Source organism: Paenibacillus sp. BIC5C1 (assembly GCF_032399705.1).
Classification (GTDB): Bacteria; Bacillota; Bacilli; order Paenibacillales; family Paenibacillaceae; genus Paenibacillus; species Paenibacillus taichungensis_A.
In genome coordinates, this window is sequence record NZ_CP135922.1 from 3,833,114 (window position 1) to 3,850,971 (window position 17,858).

Below are 17,858 nucleotides of genomic sequence, written 5' to 3' on the forward strand. Positions count from 1 at the left end.
ATTGGAAAACCCGAACGGCCACAACGGCTCCGTTCGGGTTATTGTCACAAGTCTCAAGGATTATTTGAAATATGCGTTGATCTGTTCTTGTGCGGCTTCCATAATCTTATCCAAGCCAGCTTTCTTTAACTCTTCTATAATTTGTGGTATCTTCTGCTCCGGATCGGATGCACCAGTGATCAGCTCATAATTGTATTTGTTCCATACAGCCTTCACGTTGGCTACTTCAGTGCCGAGTTCGCTAATATCCAGTGCAAAGCCAAGGATCGAAGATGAAGTGGCTGCTTCATTCAGTTTGCGAACCTGGTCCCACTGATCTTCAGGTGCACCTTTCGTGACAGCCATGTTGAAAAACGTTCCTTGCGTATAGGCCGCCAGTGGCCATGAATCGGTTTTCCGTTCAACTGTATTGTCGTTTACATAATCGAAATCGACACCCTCTTCGCCATAGGCAAGCATATTGCGCAGCTTGGAGTCGGTGTTTACCAGTTCCAGATATTTAAGCGCTTCTTCCTTGTACTTGGAGTTGGCGGAGATTGCGTTCATGGATCCCTGAATTGTGCTGGTTGTATAGATCGGACCCAGAATTTGAACCATGTCGTATTTATCAATACCCGCGGAGATCTGCCAGTTCACTTCTGCACCAGGGAACGCCTGCGCACTGAAGAACGGGCGATAAGGGTCGGCCTCGATCTTGGTCGGCGCATCCGGATTGATAATGCCGTCCTTGTACCATTGATGCATAAGCTTCAGCTTTTCCTGTATATCCGGTTGTTCCAGAACAGAAACGACTGTGCGGGATTCATCTTCGGCCTTGACGCCGATTGGCTGAAAGCCGAGAGTCATATCGTCATAGTCATTAAAGAAACCGTTAATGCCCTCTCCCTGGGTCACGGACAGTGGATAGAACCCTTTGCCTTCACCAGCCTTGATATCACGGAATGGCTTGTCCAGATCCTGTAGTGTCTTCATGCTGCCGAGGTCGATATTGTACTTTTGCACGAGCGCATCGTCAAACACCCAGTACTGGGTTAAAGAAGAATCCTTATACGTAGGAACAGCGTAAATCTTGCCACCGACTTTCGTTCCATCCCACACCAATTCTGGGATATAACTGTGCAAGTCCGGTACCGTGCTTGGTACAAGGTCGGTAATATCCGTGAATGCGCCCATATTGACCTGTTGACTGTATTTTCCGTTATTCGTAAACATAATGTCGAAAGCTTCACCGGAGTTTACAATCGTATTGATCTTGGTGTCCCAATCACCCCAACTGGCAACGCGGAGATCGATTTTCACACCAATCTTTTCTGCCGTATATTCGTTTATCTTCTCAATTGCTTTATCAAAATTGGCTGGCACTTGTCCGCCGATCGTCCACCACACCAGCGTAGGCACCTCGCCGGAACCTTCGCCTGCATTCGATCCTGAGTTTTCCGCTGGCGTGTTGTTTGACGCGTTATTGTTGTCTGAACCGGAACAGCCTGTTAAACCAAAGATAGCCAGCGTTACCACTCCAATCAAAAGCGGAGCTTTCATCCATGCTTTAAACCTTGTCCTCATTCCTCTATTCCCTCCCTTTAGTTAACACGCACCGATCCTGCGCAAAATTATGATAAACCTGAAATTTCCAGATTTATTTCGATTTATCCCTTAACTGCACCCACGGTCAAACCGGAGATAAAGTATTTCTGGAAAAAGGGGTACGCTAGAGCAACCGGCAGTACGATAATGATCGCAACAGCCATACGTGCCGATTCTTTGGGCATGGTGGCGACAAGTTCAGCGTAGCTTATGCCCATCGTCGAGGCGTTTTTAGCCAGCGCGTCAACGTTACTCATCAGGCTGTTCAGTAGTGCCTGCAGCGAATACAAGCTTTGGTCGTCAATATACAACATCGATTGAAACCAGTCATTCCAGTACGAGAAGCAGAGAAACAGACCAATCGTCGCTAGAACAGGTAGTGAGATCGGGAGCACGATCGTGAAGAAGACGCGGAATTGACCTGCTCCGTCGATTTCTGCCGATTCGATCAGCCCGTCCGGAATGGTCGTCTTGAAAAAGGTTTTGCAGATGATGACATTAAAGGAGGACACGGCTAAGGGTAAAATCAGCGCCCAGATTGTGTTGCTTAATCCCAACATCGTCGAATTGATATAATAGCTGGAGACAAGACCGCCGTTAAAAACCATCGGGATGAATACAATCCATGTCAGCAGTCCTTTTAGTTTGAATTGTGGACGGGACAATGCATACCCCATCGAAGTGGTGAGCAGTACGCCGATAAGCGTTCCTACTACCGTAACGAACACGGAGACTCCGAGTGCACGTATAATCATCGAGCCCTGCTTAACGATATAGTTGTAGGACTCAGCCGAGAATGCCGACGGCAGGAGTTGGTAACCGGTCTCTCGAATGGAAGCCTCGCTAGACAGTGAAATGGATAGCACTACGACGATAGGGACTACGCATAACAAAGCTAAAATGATAAAGATGAGGTGAAAAAAAATGTTCGTTCCTTTGCCGACTCGGTTAAACTTTTCAAGACCGGAGTCGTAGCTTGATTGTGTTGACATCTTCCTGCCTCCTCTCTAAATCAGTGCGCTCTCTGGATCAACTTTGCGAACGACCCAGTTCGCGAATAGGATCATTCCGCAGCCCAGTACAGATTGCATGAAGGCAGAAGCGGATGCCATACCGACCGTCGCGGTTTTGAGTTGTTTGTACACGAGCACATCGACCGTCGTGGTCACATTGTAGAGAGAATTGGAATCCCGCGGCACTTGGAAGAACAAACCGAAATCCGTGGAAAAGATACCTCCAACAGACAGGATAAACATCAGCACAATAACAAATTTCATTAACGGCAGTGTAATATACCGTGTCTGCTGCCACTTGCTAGCGCCATCAATGACAGCCGCTTCATAATACGTTGAATCCATGCTGGTGATTGTTGCCAAGTAGACAACCATGCCATAGCCGAGGCCCTTCCACATGTTCATAAATACAAGCAGAAAAGGCCAATAGGATGGTTCCATGTACCAATTTTTTGGATCCTGGTTGAAATGGGTCAGTACTTGATTGGCTATCCCCTTGTCATAGCTCAGGAATGCCCAAAGCACCGCGGAAACGACAACCCAAGATAGGAAATACGGGAGAAACATCATCGTTTGATACACCTTGGCTGCCTTGCGGCTGTGCAGCTGTCCAACCATCAATGCAAGTGACACAGGCACGATGATACCTAAAATAATAAAGATCATGTTGTAACCGATTGTATTGCGAATTACGATCCAGACGTCATTCGAACTGAACAGGAATTCAAAGTTTTTGAACCCGATCCAGTCGCTGTTTATAACATTACTGAGAAAATTCCCGTGAATCTTAAAATTCTTGAAAGCGATAATGACACCGAACATCGGCAAGAAGCTGAACAAAATGTACCAGATTGTGGTCGGAAGCACGAGCAGCGTGAGCTCGGTATCATGCTTGCGCCAGCGTGTTCTTACTCTTTTGCGGGTGACTTTTGCTCCCATATCATTCTTCCCTTCTTGTAGAACCTATCCTCGATTAGTTGTAATTCTATGAAAATCGCCAGATGATTCCTAGATCAAAAACGTAAGACAATAGTCAAAAAACAATAGGTTTCAGTATATTTCACATCAATACTTGGTTAGAGAATAAAAGAAAGACCTTGAGACTTTATAACCCTCAAGGCCTGGAACTATGTATGAACGTACGATCCACAACACTATTTTTATAACTCATCTCATCTGCGGAGGCAAACATTATACGTAGATGGATACTTGTCTACCGTAAAACCGACATTATGATATTCTGGGTATCGCTTAAAGATACAAACCAGTTTTGTAGAACAGTATTATGATGTGTAATGATTTGATCTGCAATTAAAGAGGAAGAGTCCGCGGTACTGTGACCATCTTTTGCTAAAATAACGTCATATCCCAAGCTAAATGCTCTACGACATGTCGCATCAACACATATCTCAGTTTGAATTCCTGCGACAATCAGTTGATTAACGCCTAGTTGAGTTAAATGTGATTCAAGGGTGGTATCTTGAAATGAATCTGGAAAGTTCTTTTCAATTATCACATCTTGAGTGATCAAGGGTAAAGCGGGATGGAGACTCCACCCTGAGGATGTTTTTGAGGTAAGTGTCCCTAATTTACCATTATGCTGCGTAAGTATGACTGGAATCTTACTTATGTGGGCACCAATCATAAGTTGTTTGATATTATTTAATAAATTTTCACTGTTATGAATAAAGAGAGGATTTATAAATGATCCGGTTTGTACATCTATAATTAATAAAGCTGGCTTGTAGATCATAACTATCCCCTCCTCATTCTGGATACTTCTTCATTCATTTCTAGAGGTTAGAATTGCCCGTAAGCATAATTATATTCATCAATTTTTACATCTAATCAGCTATGACACAAAGTTCTTGCCCTCCGTTTGGGACGAGAACTTTGTTTTTATAACAAAAAACAAATATTGCGGGGGACGCTACGTCACAATCTACAATGAAAAAAATGAGATAAAAGGAGTTTTATGATGACTAAGCCTACTGCAAAGGAACAATACAAAATACTGTTAAGAGCATCACTAACGCTATCATCGTTTCTCTTAATCGGATTGGTTTTTATTGGGATATTTAAGTGGGGAGAAATGTTATCATTTATAGCTTCCTTATTTATACCAAACGAAATTAGTATTTTATCTACAGTACTCATTGGTCTTATTTCCAGTTTGTTTATAACAACTATTGTACTAATTACATTCATCAAAACAAGAACAGAATTACCCAAAACCGAGGGATCAGATATGATTAAAAAAATAATGATCAGACCAAGTGGTATAGCTGTATCTGCAATAGGTGGTGGGGTGTTTGAAGATTTCTTTTTTAGAGGTGTCCTGATAGGATTATTTATTGGATATTCTATAATTGTGGATTGGCTCGTTATTCTAATCAGCACTTTCTTATTTTGGGCAATACATGTTCCCCAATATAAAGGAGCAACTGGTATTCTTACTGGTGTGTTTGTAAACGGTTTGATTTTTGCACTACTCTTTTATTTTACCGGGTCATTAATTCCGCCGATGCTTGCCCATGGGATTTATAATATTTCTATTGGAATTATATTGGCGAATAAATACAAGAATGATTTATGAAAAGAGGAATTTTAGATGAGATTAACGGTGAGTAAATTTGCAATGCTGGCAGACACAACGGTCCGTACATTACGACATTATCGCCAACTTGGCATACTAGTACCCTCACAAAAAAATGAAAATGATCATTATATATATGTAAATGCGGATTTTAAAAGGCTTCATGAAATCCAATTACTGCAAAGTTTAGGCCTTTCATTAAACGAGATTAAAGTCTGTTTGGATAATCCGAATTATTCTTTCGAGGAAATCATTAAAGTTCAAGAACAATCACTTCGACAGCGGAGGGAAGCAATTGATTGTTCCTTAGCATTAATTGAACGAATACAACTGTTAACCGAGCAAGATCAACTTAATGAATCAAACTCTGAAATACTAATGCTCCTTATGAATTCCATGCGTGTTGAACAGGCTCAAAAAAAGCTGCTGCAAAAGTATGTATCTATAGATGTTATTGATCAGGTGTTTCCAGAGGATTTCTCTAAACAAACGTACTTGGATGGAAAACTTTATAATTTGTTATTGCTTGTCCATCGAGCTATCGTAAAGGATCTTAACCCAGACCATCCTTTCATACAGCAGCAGTTGCACGGTATATTTGCAGATACTCCATTAAGTGATCTGATTTTCAATGAAGAGGTAAATAACGAAGAACTGTATAAAAACGTAAAACCCTATGAATCGTTGGTGCCTAAGCATACCATGGATTTTTTAAAAGAAGCATTTGAGGTATTCAATACGAAGAAGAACTCTTCTCTAAAGGATTAAACCGAGGATTACATATAAAAAGGAAAACTGCTTTTTTACGAGCAGTTCTCCTTTTTTGATGAAACCCGTTTCTTAGTGGTCCAGGAATACAAGCTGAATGAAGAACAATACGGCAAAAATATAGAATATCGGATGAACATCCTTGCCCTTTCCGCGAAGCAACTTGAGTACCGGATAGAAAATAAAGCCAACACCGATACCTGTCGCAATACTGTGCGTCAACGGAGTAAGAATGATTATCAAGAAGGCAGGAAATGTTTCTTCGAGATCCTTCCAGTTAATTTTGCTGATAACACTAATCATAAAGTAACCAACAATAATCAGTGCCGGAGAAGTAATCGCCGGGATACCTGATATGACACTTACGATAGGTGTAAAGAACAAAGTAAGTGCAAGCAGTACACTTACTGTTACCGCCGTCAGTCCTGTTCTTCCACCTGCAGCCACCCCTGTGCTGGATTCGATATAAGCCGATGTTGGGCTTGTTCCGAGTAAAGCGCCAGTGGTAGTCCCTACGGCATCTGCCAATAGGGCGCCGCGTGAGCGCGGAAATTTACCTTCCTTCAGCAGTCCTGCCTGCTCAGCAACGCCGAGCATTGTCCCCGTCGTATCAAACAGCGTGATCAACAGGAACGTAAATATGATGGTATACAAACCATTAGAGAATACGCCTGCCAAATCCAATTGGAAAGCTGTTGACGTGAGGCCATGCGGCAAGGATACAATCGACTCCGGCATTTGAAACAATCCCATGATCCAGGCGAGTATCGCTGTGACTACCATTCCGATGAACAGATAACCTTTTACATTGTAAGCCATAAGCACAACAGTGATAATTAATCCGATAATGGTCAAGTAAGTCATAGGTTCTGCCAAGTTCCCGATCGTAATCAAATTTGATTCTGAATCAGCAATAATCCCGGAATTTTGCAGCCCAACCGTAGTAATAAACAATCCAATCCCTGCTGTTATCGCGTGCTTAAGGCTTGCAGGAATGGCATCAAGCAGCATGTAACGAAATGAAGTAAGCGATAAAATAATAAACAAAAGCCCTGCTATAAATACCGCTCCTAGTGCAACCTGCCATGACACCCCATATCCAGCCACTACACTATAGGCAAAGAATGCATTCAGACCCATACCAGGCGCTATGACAATCGGATAATTGGACCCAATTCCCATGATCAGCGTCGCCACAATACTTGCCAATACTGTAGCAATGAATACTCCGTTAAAGTCCATGCCTGTACTGCTGAGTATTCCTGGGTTTACGATCACTATGTATACCATCGTGAAAAATGTCGTAATCCCTGCGATGATCTCTGTTGATACGGTCGTGCCTCTTTCTTTTAGTTTGAACCAATTGTCCATGATTAAAGCCAGCCTCCAACTTTCAAATTATTCTCCAGAGCAAAAACAAAAAAAATCCTAATCATCGTAATAGGATTGTAATATTACCGCTCCTATATTCGTCATTAGGATTAAAAAGCTAAGATTCTAAACCAATGATAAGGATACTCATATCTGCTTTACCCTGATGCCCTTTCGAATTTTAATTAATATCACACTCATTGTCAATGAATTAACGTATTGTTCACAGTTATTTACGAACTATACAGAGATAACATTAAGTATTTATTCGCTTTTTTAGAGTAAGCTATACTGAATTAAGTCCTATGATTTGGACTATATTTCTGTCTTGGATAAAGTAAAATTGACAATAAAAAGTTCCATTGTTGTTTGATACCCCAAGCCTTCATATAAGCGAACAGCAGGCAGGTTATTTGCTAATACACCCAGATAAACATCTGGTGACAGTTTTTTACCGAGGTGTGTCAATTCACTGGTTAGGCGTTTAGCTAATCCTCTGCCTCTGTAATCTAACCTGGTAACAATATTCCCAAGCTCTACTAGCTGAGAGTCATAAAAATGGTAGCCACCAACAGCTATGAAATCTTCCCCTTCCTTAATTCCAAGAAAAGGGTAATTCTCTAACTCACTTCTTGTGAAAAACCTCATTTCCCCATTATGTAAAAAATCAATTACCTTAGAATATTCATTTTCATTTATCTTTTTTGCAATGTGAGCTTCAAGGAGTTTCGATTCATCCTGATGTTTCATCGTTAGAAAACGCTGGGGAATTCCTTTGATCAGACCAAAGGATTGAAAAAGTTCAAGGTCCCGTTGACAGAGTATCGTGCCACATACAGCACTTTCGTCAAGTTGGATCGTTTTTCTTGTAAAAGCAACGAGTTCTGGCAAAAAGATGTCCCGATCTGCAACTCGGAAGAAAGAAAATGCAGGAAAGGATAGTTCGCTATAATAAGCTAATACGGCTTTAAGTTGACTATTCATAAATTGACCAACATATTGAGCCTTATCCTTACGTTGCGTTAAATAACTATAAAAAAGCAAATTCTGTTCTGTATTCATATTGGGCAATAATTCAATAATTGTATCGTGAGTAAGCAAGCGATGCGAAATCATTTTAACACCTCTCAACCTATAATTTCTTATTCTCTTTTTTATCTTGTTTTCGTTCAACAAATACCCAGATATAGTATGCCAACCAAAATACAATAGGAACTAAGAATACATATGATCTCTGGTTTGCTGGAAGAAAGTAAATTACAAGCAGTCCAATGATTAACATCGGCAGCATCAGGATAAAGTACTTCTTCTTATCTATGTCCGTCCCTCCGTTTGTTCAATATTCATAATAATAACATTCATTTATTTCTTTGATAAGATTCGCTTCTGCTGCCAGAAGTAGAGTATATTAAGCTTAGTTAAAATTTTATTTTAGGAGGCTATAACCATGCCACAGGAGATCTGGATTAACCTGCCAGTCAAAGATGTTGAGAAGTCAACTGCCTTTTTCAATGAAATTGGATTCCATGCGGTAAGCGTTGGGAACGAAAGAGCCAAGCTATCCATAGGACAAACAACTATTTTATTGTTCCCGGAATCGGCGTTTGAGAAATTTACAGGTTCGAAAACAGCAGATACTTCCCATAGCGCTGAAGTGATATTCTCCATTGGCGCTGAAAGCAGAGAAGAAATAGATAAATTTATTCAAAAAGTGGAGTTTGCCGGAGGAAGCATCTTTGGCAAACCGAGTGAAAGCGACGGCTGGATGTACGGCGCAGGATTTGCCGACTTGGACGGACACCGCTGGAACCTGCTTTACATGGATGAGAGTAAAATGCCGAAAAAATAAGTGAAACGCCGGTTACCTATTAAGGGCGCCGGCGTTTGTTTCATATGGTGCTTCGTACCGTTTTAATTGTATTTTTTGATCAATTATGAAGCTGCACCTATTTTTGCAATGTAAGATTTAATTGCCCTGTGAGTTCTTCCACATTATGACAAACAACCGAAGAATTCATCAACATGAGTTGTCCCCATTGATTGATATTGAATTCACCTTCATGTAGACAAAAGATAGGTTTCTTATGCGCATAAGCATAACCAATCTCCCAGCAGGTATTACTTAAATTCAAGTCATTGTTTATTACAGCGACAAACATATCACATTCTTCTATCGCCTTAACAGCGAATTTGAACATTTCATCTCTACTTTTTGAATCCACAGATTGAGTTTCTATGTCTCTATGTGGCAGATGTGTGGTTAAGAAGTGTGCCTCCATAATCGTATTTAACCGTTCCAACTTCCGTCGTTCCCCAGAAGTAAGTATAGAGCCTGACAAATATACATTTTTGTGCAAATATCCCACGCTCCTTTTCACAGGCTTCGTCATGTAGTAATTTCTGATTGAATCTTTAGAGCAGTTCTACTGCAAATCCATCATTTTTTGAATGGTTATAAGAACGCCGTTTTCTTCATTAGATTTTGTGATGAAACTCGCTGCTTTTTTGGTATTCTCACAAGCATTGCTAACAGCAAAGCTGTACTTAGCGATGGCCATCAGTTCAACATCATTTTCTCCATCACCGAACGACATCGTTTCCTCCGCAGTTACCCCCAGCATATCCTGTAATTTTTTTACCGTTTCGCCTTTATGGGTATGAAGAGCCGTAATATCCAGCCATCTGGCTTCAGAGTCGACAATGTAGATTTGGCCATGTAACGTTTGTTCCACATGTTTTCTAAGCATTGTGCTTCTGCCTTCTGTATCAAATACGGTTATTTTGATAAAATCACTATCGATTTCGGAGAAGGAATCCATTTTTATGACTTGTTCATAAGAGCCTTTAACTACGTTGTACATATCATCAGAGATAGAGGAATGTACGTATGCTGCATCGCTTGCACATACAATGATTGTCATATGGGGATCAAAACCTTGAATTTCTTCAATGGCTCGCAGAACGAGTGTGCGATCCATGCTAAACTCTTTAACGACTTTTCCATCTTTCTTGATTCTGGCTGCGCTATCACCAAGAATCCAGATACCTTTCCCGTGTTCACCAAACAACTTTTCTACTCGTTCACACTGTTTTCCCGTACAGGCAACAAACGTTATTCCTTTCTTTTGCATTTCTTCATGCACTTCATTAAAAAGTTCAATATCAAACGAACCTTGATTATTCAAAAATGTTCCGTCCAGATCAGTTACTACAAGTTTGATCATTTAAAATCCTCCTAGTATAACAACATTCTTTATAAAGAATACTCATTAAGTGCCTATGACAATTCCTTTCGTTATTCAAAAAGATCATTAATGGATCGAATCGGCTTCACTTCTATAGGCTGACCCGACCATTTCAGAGCCGCATATGCCCCAACCCAAATAATAGCTGCTAAAATTATATAAACCATAACTATCACCTCCCGTATCTCGGTAGATCCTTCTAATTGTAATCAGTTCTTTCTATAACCCTCTTTATAAACTAACTTTATAAAGTCAGTATGCAGGAAACCTTAATGCTCTGTCAAAGGGTATTTAAGGAATCTTTTATAGCTTAAGCCATATGTAAAACAAAACCTCTAAATTATTGAAGAAGTCTTCAATGATTTAGAGGTTTATTTCGATTTGATCATCTGTTTTCAGATAAAATCATCCTGTATCTCAACTAAATTAATGTGCGGTATAACCGCCATCAACAAGCAAGGTCGTACCATTCACGAAACTAGCATCATCGCTGGCTAAGAACAACACAGCTTTTGCTACTTCTTCTGGTCGTCCAAGTCTGCCCTGTGGATGAAGTGAAGTTAGATATTCTTTGCTTTTTGCATCTACATTCTTCAACAGAGGCGTTTCAATATATCCAGGACATACTGCGTTGACACGAATCCCCTTGCTTGCATAAGCGGTACATAAATTCTGAGTTAATAGCTTAACGCCTCCTTTTGCTGAGGCATAAGCTGTTGTTTTAGGCAACGCAACGAAGCTGTGGATCGAGCCTGCATTAACAATAACGCCCCCATTTCCTTGCTTAAGGAACTGCTCAATCGCATATTTATCGGAAAGAAATACACCTGACAAGTTAATATCGATCGTTCTTTTCCATTTATCATATGAAAGTACATCAGCGATTTCGTCATCGGCAACCCCTGCATTTGCATACATAATATCCAACTTACCGTATTTCTCAACGGTTTCATTAATCATGTTCTTAATATCGTCTTCTTTAGTCACATCTGTTTTGACAAATAACGTATCATGACCTTCCCCATTGAGTTCGGCAGCTAGCTCTTTACCATGTTCAGAGAAGTCAGCGATGACCACTTTTGCTCCTTCTTTTGCGAAAAGGCGAACGGTCGCTTCACCAATTCCACTGGCACCACCTGTAACAATAGCTACTTTTTCATTTAATTTCATAAGATTCAACCGCTCCATTTCTTCATAGTAAGATTCATGAACTTGTACTCCTCAATCTTACTCCTTTAATTTTGAAATACTATCCTATAAAGTTCTGTGTAATAATGGATTGTATACCCCCCATTTGTAGGGTATTTCATTTAAAGGGGACGGCTTATTATGACACAAAATTTTCATCCATATACTGAAATGACTTTTCAGGAATTTGTATTATTTTTCAAAACGCATAACAAACAGCTCGAAGAAAACACAAACATTTACCTGATCGCGGAAGCTAATATTTCTGAAACACATCGGATCGAAACGGAAGTACTGATGAGATCCTTTTTTCGGATGTTTACATATTCAGACTTGGATCATATGGATAATCATTATTCTTCCTATTTGGATACCTGGGTTCAATCCCAGCTAACCATTTTAAATATGGCAAGCTTACAATGGCTTCAAATTATATTGGAAAAAGCTTTACTGACACTATTAATACAACTGAAACATCAGCGGATGATGGACCCGCTCATGTTCCTGTTATCTGTCTTTTCGTATCTGATGCACAGCTTTCATAAGTGGGCTGATACGGAGTCTGTTAACCATGAAACGGGGGAAAACGAGGAATTAAAAAAACTGCGTTTGCTGGACCAATTAAACCAACTCCTAGTCAGTTCTTCCGGAGCTTCAGATCTAGCCTTTATCCTGAAAAAATGTGAGAAGTATTTCAATTATAAACGCTGTGTCTTCTATGCATATGTACCTTGGTCCAACCAGTTCTATGGGGTCATCGGCGAAGAACTTCCGAAAATTCAGAGTATGAAAGGGCAATTGACCGAGCAAAATCTAATCTTCAACTCTAAAAGACCGATCTATTTAAAAAATCCAAAACCTTATCTAAGGGACGAGCATATCCAGTTATTTCAGTTGTCTTCGATTATATTTATACCGATTTCCCACGAGCATCAATTATATGGATGGGTCACTTTTGACCAGATGGGAGATTCATTTGATTGCACGAAGGCTGAGCTTGATTTACTTGAACAAGTGGGAAAGAGGATTGGTTTGTTTTTATCTAGAAAAGAGAAGGAAAACACCGCCAAAACGATGGCCATCGCTTTAACAGAACGAGAGTCTACCGTTCTCGAACTTTTGGCAGAAGGTTATGATAACAAGAAAATCGCTTCCTTGTTGTTCCTCAGCGAGTATACAGTGAGAGATTACGTAAGCAGCTTGATGACCAAGCTGCGCGCAAAAAATCGGACACAGGTCGTTGCCTATGCTTTCCGTTGGGGATTATTGAGTTAGTATGGGTAAATGCACAATAACGTTGAATTGATCGCCGTGAATTTCGACTTTGATCTGTCCTCCATGCAACTCAACGATGCTTTTCACAATAGCCAGACCTAGTCCCGAACCCTCTGTCTGGCGGGATTCGTCTGCTCTTTTGAAACGTTCGAACAATTCTTCCGCATCAAAATCAATCTCATAGGCAGAGGTGTTTTGAATTTTGAATCTTACCAGTTCATCCGTCTCGTCCAAATAAATATAGATGCGTGTTCCTGGAAGCGAATATTTCTGCGCGTTGCTAATTAAATTCTCAAATACGCGCCATATTTTATTACCATCCAAATACGCATGGATCGGGAACTTGGCAATCCTCTCCCGTATTTCGAGCGACGATTGTCCGACATGGGTATTTGATTCCGCTATCGCTTGTGTCAACAACATTGCCACATCGACGTACTCCATATCCAGCTCTATTGTACCGCTGGCCATCTTAGAGATATCAAACAGGTCTTCAATTAACAGTTTCAGTCGAAGCGACTTGCGCTCCAGCGTTTCAATATAGGCTCGGGTTGTATCCGAAGAATGATTTTCTTTTTTTAATAAATCGACATAGTTGATAATTGAAGTAAGTGGAGTCTTTAAATCATGCGATACGTTGGTAATCAGTTCGGTTTTTAACCGTTCGCTTTTCATTTGATGTTCCAACGCGCTTTGATACCCGGCTTTCATATTGTTAATATAGCCAGCAAGTTCAGATAGGGAGTCGTTCCCGGCATCTTGAATGGAATTTTGAATATTTCCTTCGGCAATCTCTTTACTTCCATTGATGATGGCGATGAAACGTCTAAACTTGGAGAGCATATAAGGAACCACAAACAGCACAAATAGCAACAAATAAAGGTTGAGCCATGCCTCTCCATAATATGTGACTGCCTCCCAAAAACAAATGCCGGCTACTGCAACCAGCAGAAACATAATAATGAGGCCAATCGTTAGTCTCCCGTTTTGCAGACTGGCCCTAAAGCCGCTTCTCCAAATATGGAAGTAATCTATCAGCACACTGCCGTCCCAGAAGGAACGTTTATCATGATGCGTTTTAAAATAACGAAATAGTCTTGCTGTCAACAAACCCAAGATAATAATGGAAAGCAGTCCCCAGAGGAAACGTGAAGTTGAATATCTCAGACCCACCCCTAGGTATGAAAACTCGTTAATAAGTAGGAAGATCCCTAAAATAAATGCGCTGATGATGACAAGAAGGTCGATTCCAATCGTTCGATCTGCTTTACTTTTTCTCGATTTTGTATCCAATTCCCCATACCACCTTTAAATATTTTGGGTCTTTAGGATTGATCTCAATTTTTTCGCGAATATTTCTTACATGTACGGCAACCGTATTCTCCGAAGCAAAGACCGGTTCATTCCACACACGTTCATAAATTTCTTCAATGGAGAAAACTCTGCCCTTGTTCTCCATCAACAGCTCCAAAATTTTGTATTCCTTCGCGGTCAGTCTAACATCCTCTCCATCCACTTCAACAGTCTTCGAGCTTTTGTTCAGCACGAGTCCCTTTACTTGAATGATCTCTTCCCCGATGGAGTGAAAGGAACCCAAATTCGTAAACCGACGTAGCTGAGATCGGACTCGAGCGACCAGTTCCAAGGGATTGAATGGTTTTGTTATATAGTCATCGGCTCCAACATTAAGTCCCAAAATCTTGTCACTATCCTCCGATTTGGCGGAAAGCATAATGATCGGTATATTTTTATCTTCACGAATTTTAAATGTCGTCTTGATTCCATCAAGCTGCGGCATCATGAGGTCCATGATAATAAGATGAATCGTTTCTTCTTCAAGGATCTTCAGTGCTTCCAATCCGTTAGAGGCCGTAAATACATCTACATCATTGCTTTTTAAGTAAATAACGAGAGCTTCTCGAATTTCCGGTTCATCGTCTACAACAAGAATATTATTGATCTCCATCTTTCTCACCTTCATCGCGTAATTGCTCCTACAACTCTACAATACTTTGTGCAGACGCACCAGTTACGTAAAGCCGATACATTTTTCCATTTTCGTTTCATCAGACCATCATACACAATCTAAATGAAAAATCTCTGGTATAAAAACGAAGGAATTTATGAAGTTTTATATAAGTCGTCAGGAAGTGATTGAGACTTGCACTTTGAAAGCTCTTTAATTCCTCTATAATTTCTCAAACTGCATTCTAGGAAATATAAAAAAACCAGTGAATGAATTAAAATTTCACTGGTTTTGCATTCTATTTTTACTTACACAGATTCTTTCAATACTTAGGATGGCCTGGGGTTACGGCACTATTCATGAAAAAGAATATCTGAAAAGCCCATAGTAAAGAGGTCCGAGCATGATAACTAATGTTATTAACATCCATACTCTTCTCACCACAATCGGTAAGTCCTCCAGTATTTCTTGACCTTCATAATCCTTTAGGAGCATCGCGAATAATATATCCCACAGAAAAGCTGTAACTGTAACAATTTTCCATAAATCAGGAGTTAGAATAGTGGTTTCTGTAACAAACCCTAACAACCCAATCCATGTAATGACAGATACGACGAAATCTATTTTACTAAGTTTTGATCTATACTTTCCTTTTAGTAAAAATGCGAGAGATGCCGTTCCCAGCAATCCAAGATACATTGTCCATAAAAAGTGAACCACTTACATTCCTCATTTTTGTATTTTTAATCGTATTTCCTTTTATACCTTTTGCATTATAGACAATCATTTTCGCAATGGATATATCAAAATACTTCCAAATTCAGATGCTATTCCTCAGTCTGCTCACAGCCTACCTGATAGTGATGATGCTACTAATCTCATTCCGCATCTGCCGAGGCACTCGGCGCGTTTAACAAGTTCTGCTTATTCTTCTCGCTTATACCGTGCGATTTCTTGAGGCGCCCAAGCCAGACAGGAGCAGCAGAGCGCTAACGACAAGCAGCAGCAATAGCGGGGGATTCCAGCTTGCCGTGATGTCATGAAGCAGACCAAACAAGATCGGTCCGGTTGCAGCCAGCAAATATCCGACGGATTGCGACATACCGGATAAAGATACTGTATCGTGCGCATCTTTCGTCCGTAAGCTCAAAAAGATCATGGCCAAGCTGAACGCACATCCCCCACCAATTCCGAGTAAAATTGTCCATAACGAAATGAGAGCATTTCCCCCAAAGTAAAGGCCTCCCAATGAAACAAACAACAGGATAGTCATGATGATGACCAGTATACGTTGATTCTTCATACGTCCCGCAACAATCGGCACAATGAACGCTACGGGCAGCGCAGCAGTTTGAAACAGCGATAACATCCATCCGGCACTGTCTTCACTCAACCCCCGGCTTGTCATGATTTCTGGCAACCAAGCGACCAAAACATAGAAAAGGAGAGACTGCATCCCCATAAAAATCGTAACCATCCATGCCAGAGGCGAACGCCACAGACTTCGCCGCTTGAGCACACCACTTGTTGCTATTGCAGCCCCTCTACTCGCCCGAGCTTGAGGCAACCAGAATAACGCGGCTAACAGAACGAGTACGCCCCAAATGCCAAGCGCACCATTCCAGCCGAAACCGAGGTCGCGGGCGACCGGAACACTGACACCGGATGCAATCGCCCCGGATAAATTCATCGACACGGAGTACACACCGGTCATGAGGCCGACGCGATGAGCAAAATCACGTTTGACCAGACTTGGTATGAGCACGTTGCACACCGCAATCGCCAGCCCAATCAAAGCAGTGCCTGCAAACAAAGAAGCTGTTGCGGCCAACGAACGGATCGCAATACCTACTATGAGTAAAACCAACGCATAAAGAAGGGTTCGTTCCACCCCAAAACGGCGTGCCAGAATGGGGGCGAACGGCGAGAGCAGCGCGAAAGCAAGCAACGGCAGCGTAGTGAGCAGACCTGCCGTAGCATTTGACAGTCCGAGAGATTCACGAATCGAGCCGATCAATGGGCCTACCGATGTTAACGGTGACCGCATAATCATTGCAATCAGGACGATGCCGAGGATGATTGGCCAAGCCAACGACAATGGTTTCTTCCCAATCGTTGACTTTGTATCGCTTAGTACGCTCATGGCTGCTCGTCTCCTTTGACTTCAAGAACAGCTTTCGATTCAGCAATATGACGGTGAACCGCTGCCACGGCGCGATCGGCATCTTGATCAACAATCGCTTCAACCAGCTGCCGGTGCATCTCCTTGAAACTCGCCTCAATTTCATAACGAGTCAAGCTGATAATCGTATCTTGCGATGCGTCCGCGATATGGTTGTATAATTCGATCAAGATCTCATTATGAGACGCCGCGATGATGCCTTGGTGTAGACGAATATCCTCCGTTACAATTCCATCCATGTCACCGCTTGCTGCCGCCCCCTCCCAGCGTTCCAATTGGAGAAGAAGTTCGCGCGCCTCATCGTCCGTTCTGCGCTGTGCGGCAAGATGGGCTCCCTCGCGCTCAAGCGCATGACGGACTTCCAATGTCTGAATCGTGTCGGAGCGCATGATTCGTTTATGTAGCACAACTCCCAGCACGCTTGAAGAGCAGACGTACGTCCCGTCCCCTTGCTTCGTCTTCAAGAGTCCTGCGTGGACCAACGCCCGAATGGCTTCCCTCAATGTATTACGACTGACATTCAATTCGACCATCAATTCCGGTTCAGCCGGAATACGTGCCCCGACAGCCCACTTGCCAGATTCGATCTGTCTTTCCATTTGCAATGCGACTTGCTCGACCAAAGTCAGCCGATTTGTTTTCTGAAGCATACGTAAGCCCTCTTTTCATC

17 protein-coding genes are annotated in these 17,858 nt (G+C 41.6%); 4 read left to right on the forward strand and 13 right to left on the reverse strand.

What is annotated here, in order from left to right; genetic code table 11:
• Positions 1-60: 60 nt before the first annotated feature.
• The 4 genes from RS891_RS17055 to RS891_RS17070 all read right to left on the reverse strand — a co-directional run bounded on the left by RS891_RS17055 (position 61) and on the right by RS891_RS17070 (position 4,350).
• On the reverse strand, positions 61-1,563 hold the full coding sequence (locus RS891_RS17055) for an ABC transporter substrate-binding protein (RefSeq protein ID WP_315792521.1): 1,503 nt from the start codon (positions 1,561-1,563) through the stop codon (positions 61-63).
• 83 nt (positions 1,564-1,646) lie between these two features.
• Positions 1,647-2,576: a carbohydrate ABC transporter permease gene (locus RS891_RS17060; protein ID WP_315792522.1), complete on the reverse strand. Its 930-nt coding sequence runs from the start codon at positions 2,574-2,576 to the stop codon at positions 1,647-1,649.
• A gap of 15 nt (positions 2,577-2,591) precedes the next feature.
• Complete coding sequence (locus RS891_RS17065) at positions 2,592-3,536, reverse strand: ABC transporter permease (protein WP_315792523.1); 945 nt, start codon at positions 3,534-3,536, stop codon at positions 2,592-2,594.
• Between the two features lie 274 nt (positions 3,537-3,810).
• A complete protein-coding gene (locus RS891_RS17070) occupies positions 3,811-4,350 on the reverse strand; it encodes a cysteine hydrolase family protein (RefSeq protein WP_113056388.1) in 540 nt (179 codons plus the stop codon).
• Positions 4,351-4,572: 222 nt separating this feature from the next.
• Between RS891_RS17070 and RS891_RS17075 the strand changes: the two genes are divergently transcribed.
• Both RS891_RS17075 and RS891_RS17080 read left to right on the forward strand, forming a co-directional pair.
• Complete coding sequence (locus tag RS891_RS17075) at positions 4,573-5,193, forward strand: CPBP family intramembrane glutamic endopeptidase (RefSeq protein WP_315792524.1); 621 nt, start codon at positions 4,573-4,575, stop codon at positions 5,191-5,193.
• A 15-nt stretch (positions 5,194-5,208) separates the two neighbouring features.
• Complete coding sequence (locus RS891_RS17080; RefSeq protein WP_315792525.1) at positions 5,209-5,961, forward strand: MerR family transcriptional regulator; 753 nt, start codon at positions 5,209-5,211, stop codon at positions 5,959-5,961.
• 72 nt (positions 5,962-6,033) lie between these two features.
• Here RS891_RS17080 and RS891_RS17085 read toward each other — a convergent pair whose 3' ends face one another.
• Entirely contained in the window at positions 6,034-7,332 is a 1,299-nt protein-coding gene (locus RS891_RS17085; protein WP_113056391.1) for an NCS2 family permease, read from the reverse strand.
• Between the two features lie 315 nt (positions 7,333-7,647).
• Positions 7,648-8,448: a GNAT family N-acetyltransferase gene (locus tag RS891_RS17090; protein WP_315792526.1), complete on the reverse strand. Its 801-nt coding sequence runs from the start codon at positions 8,446-8,448 to the stop codon at positions 7,648-7,650.
• Positions 8,449-8,779: 331 nt separating this feature from the next.
• On the opposite strand from RS891_RS17090, the gene RS891_RS17095 reads away from it, so the two are divergent.
• The gene (locus RS891_RS17095) at positions 8,780-9,181 is read left to right on the forward strand and encodes a VOC family protein (protein ID WP_113056393.1); all 402 of its coding nucleotides are present in this window, start codon (positions 8,780-8,782) and stop codon (positions 9,179-9,181) included.
• A gap of 97 nt (positions 9,182-9,278) precedes the next feature.
• On the opposite strand, the gene RS891_RS17100 is transcribed toward RS891_RS17095, so the two are convergent.
• The 3 genes from RS891_RS17100 to RS891_RS17110 form a co-directional block, all read right to left on the reverse strand.
• Positions 9,279-9,689, reverse strand: coding sequence for a nucleoside 2-deoxyribosyltransferase (locus RS891_RS17100; protein ID WP_181586807.1), 411 nt, complete (start codon positions 9,687-9,689; stop codon positions 9,279-9,281).
• A 66-nt stretch (positions 9,690-9,755) separates the two neighbouring features.
• Positions 9,756-10,556: a Cof-type HAD-IIB family hydrolase gene (locus RS891_RS17105; RefSeq protein ID WP_315792529.1), complete on the reverse strand. Its 801-nt coding sequence runs from the start codon at positions 10,554-10,556 to the stop codon at positions 9,756-9,758.
• 447 nt (positions 10,557-11,003) lie between these two features.
• Positions 11,004-11,747, reverse strand: a complete 744-nt coding sequence (locus RS891_RS17110) for an SDR family NAD(P)-dependent oxidoreductase (RefSeq protein ID WP_315792530.1) — start codon at positions 11,745-11,747, stop codon at positions 11,004-11,006.
• Between the two features lie 159 nt (positions 11,748-11,906).
• Between RS891_RS17110 and RS891_RS17115 the strand changes: the two genes are divergently transcribed.
• Positions 11,907-13,040 (forward strand): LuxR C-terminal-related transcriptional regulator, encoded by a 1,134-nt coding sequence (locus RS891_RS17115; RefSeq protein ID WP_315792531.1) that lies wholly within the window; start codon positions 11,907-11,909, stop codon positions 13,038-13,040.
• On the opposite strand, the gene RS891_RS17120 is transcribed toward RS891_RS17115, so the two are convergent.
• The 4 genes from RS891_RS17120 to RS891_RS17135 form a co-directional block, all read right to left on the reverse strand.
• On the reverse strand, positions 13,029-14,333 hold the full coding sequence (locus tag RS891_RS17120; RefSeq protein ID WP_315792533.1) for a sensor histidine kinase: 1,305 nt from the start codon (positions 14,331-14,333) through the stop codon (positions 13,029-13,031). The genes RS891_RS17115 and RS891_RS17120 overlap by 12 nt on opposite strands.
• The gene (locus RS891_RS17125; RefSeq protein ID WP_113056465.1) at positions 14,308-15,006 is read right to left on the reverse strand and encodes a response regulator transcription factor; all 699 of its coding nucleotides are present in this window, start codon (positions 15,004-15,006) and stop codon (positions 14,308-14,310) included. The genes RS891_RS17120 and RS891_RS17125 overlap by 26 nt, the downstream gene beginning before the upstream one ends.
• Before the next feature lie 937 nt (positions 15,007-15,943).
• Positions 15,944-17,149 (reverse strand): CynX/NimT family MFS transporter, encoded by a 1,206-nt coding sequence (locus tag RS891_RS17130; protein WP_315792535.1) that lies wholly within the window; start codon positions 17,147-17,149, stop codon positions 15,944-15,946.
• On the reverse strand, positions 17,146-17,838 hold the full coding sequence (locus RS891_RS17135; RefSeq protein ID WP_315792537.1) for a FadR/GntR family transcriptional regulator: 693 nt from the start codon (positions 17,836-17,838) through the stop codon (positions 17,146-17,148). The genes RS891_RS17130 and RS891_RS17135 overlap by 4 nt, the downstream gene beginning before the upstream one ends.
• Positions 17,839-17,858: the final 20 nt, after the last annotated feature.

What these genes read in the sequence shown, in the direction of transcription:
- RS891_RS17065 (WP_315792523.1), bottom strand. Translation starts at nt 3,536, where the DNA reads ATGGGAGCAAAAGTCACCCGCAAAAGAGTAAGAACACGCTGGCGCAAG.
- RS891_RS17095 (WP_113056393.1), top strand. Translation starts at nt 8,780, where the DNA reads ATGCCACAGGAGATCTGGATTAACCTGCCAGTCAAAGATGTTGAGAAG.
- RS891_RS17060 (WP_315792522.1), bottom strand. Translation starts at nt 2,576, where the DNA reads ATGTCAACACAATCAAGCTACGACTCCGGTCTTGAAAAGTTTAACCGA.
- RS891_RS17090 (WP_315792526.1), bottom strand. Translation starts at nt 8,448, where the DNA reads ATGATTTCGCATCGCTTGCTTACTCACGATACAATTATTGAATTATTG.
- RS891_RS17070 (WP_113056388.1), bottom strand. Translation starts at nt 4,350, where the DNA reads ATGATCTACAAGCCAGCTTTATTAATTATAGATGTACAAACCGGATCA.
- RS891_RS17085 (WP_113056391.1), bottom strand. Translation starts at nt 7,332, where the DNA reads ATGGACAATTGGTTCAAACTAAAAGAAAGAGGCACGACCGTATCAACA.
- RS891_RS17110 (WP_315792530.1), bottom strand. Translation starts at nt 11,747, where the DNA reads ATGAAATTAAATGAAAAAGTAGCTATTGTTACAGGTGGTGCCAGTGGA.
- RS891_RS17135 (WP_315792537.1), bottom strand. Translation starts at nt 17,838, where the DNA reads ATGCTTCAGAAAACAAATCGGCTGACTTTGGTCGAGCAAGTCGCATTG.
- RS891_RS17125 (WP_113056465.1), bottom strand. Translation starts at nt 15,006, where the DNA reads ATGGAGATCAATAATATTCTTGTTGTAGACGATGAACCGGAAATTCGA.
- RS891_RS17055 (WP_315792521.1), bottom strand. Translation starts at nt 1,563, where the DNA reads ATGAGGACAAGGTTTAAAGCATGGATGAAAGCTCCGCTTTTGATTGGA.
- RS891_RS17130 (WP_315792535.1), bottom strand. Translation starts at nt 17,149, where the DNA reads ATGAGCGTACTAAGCGATACAAAGTCAACGATTGGGAAGAAACCATTG.
- RS891_RS17105 (WP_315792529.1), bottom strand. Translation starts at nt 10,556, where the DNA reads ATGATCAAACTTGTAGTAACTGATCTGGACGGAACATTTTTGAATAAT.
- RS891_RS17080 (WP_315792525.1), top strand. Translation starts at nt 5,209, where the DNA reads ATGAGATTAACGGTGAGTAAATTTGCAATGCTGGCAGACACAACGGTC.
- RS891_RS17075 (WP_315792524.1), top strand. Translation starts at nt 4,573, where the DNA reads ATGATGACTAAGCCTACTGCAAAGGAACAATACAAAATACTGTTAAGA.
- RS891_RS17115 (WP_315792531.1), top strand. Translation starts at nt 11,907, where the DNA reads ATGACACAAAATTTTCATCCATATACTGAAATGACTTTTCAGGAATTT.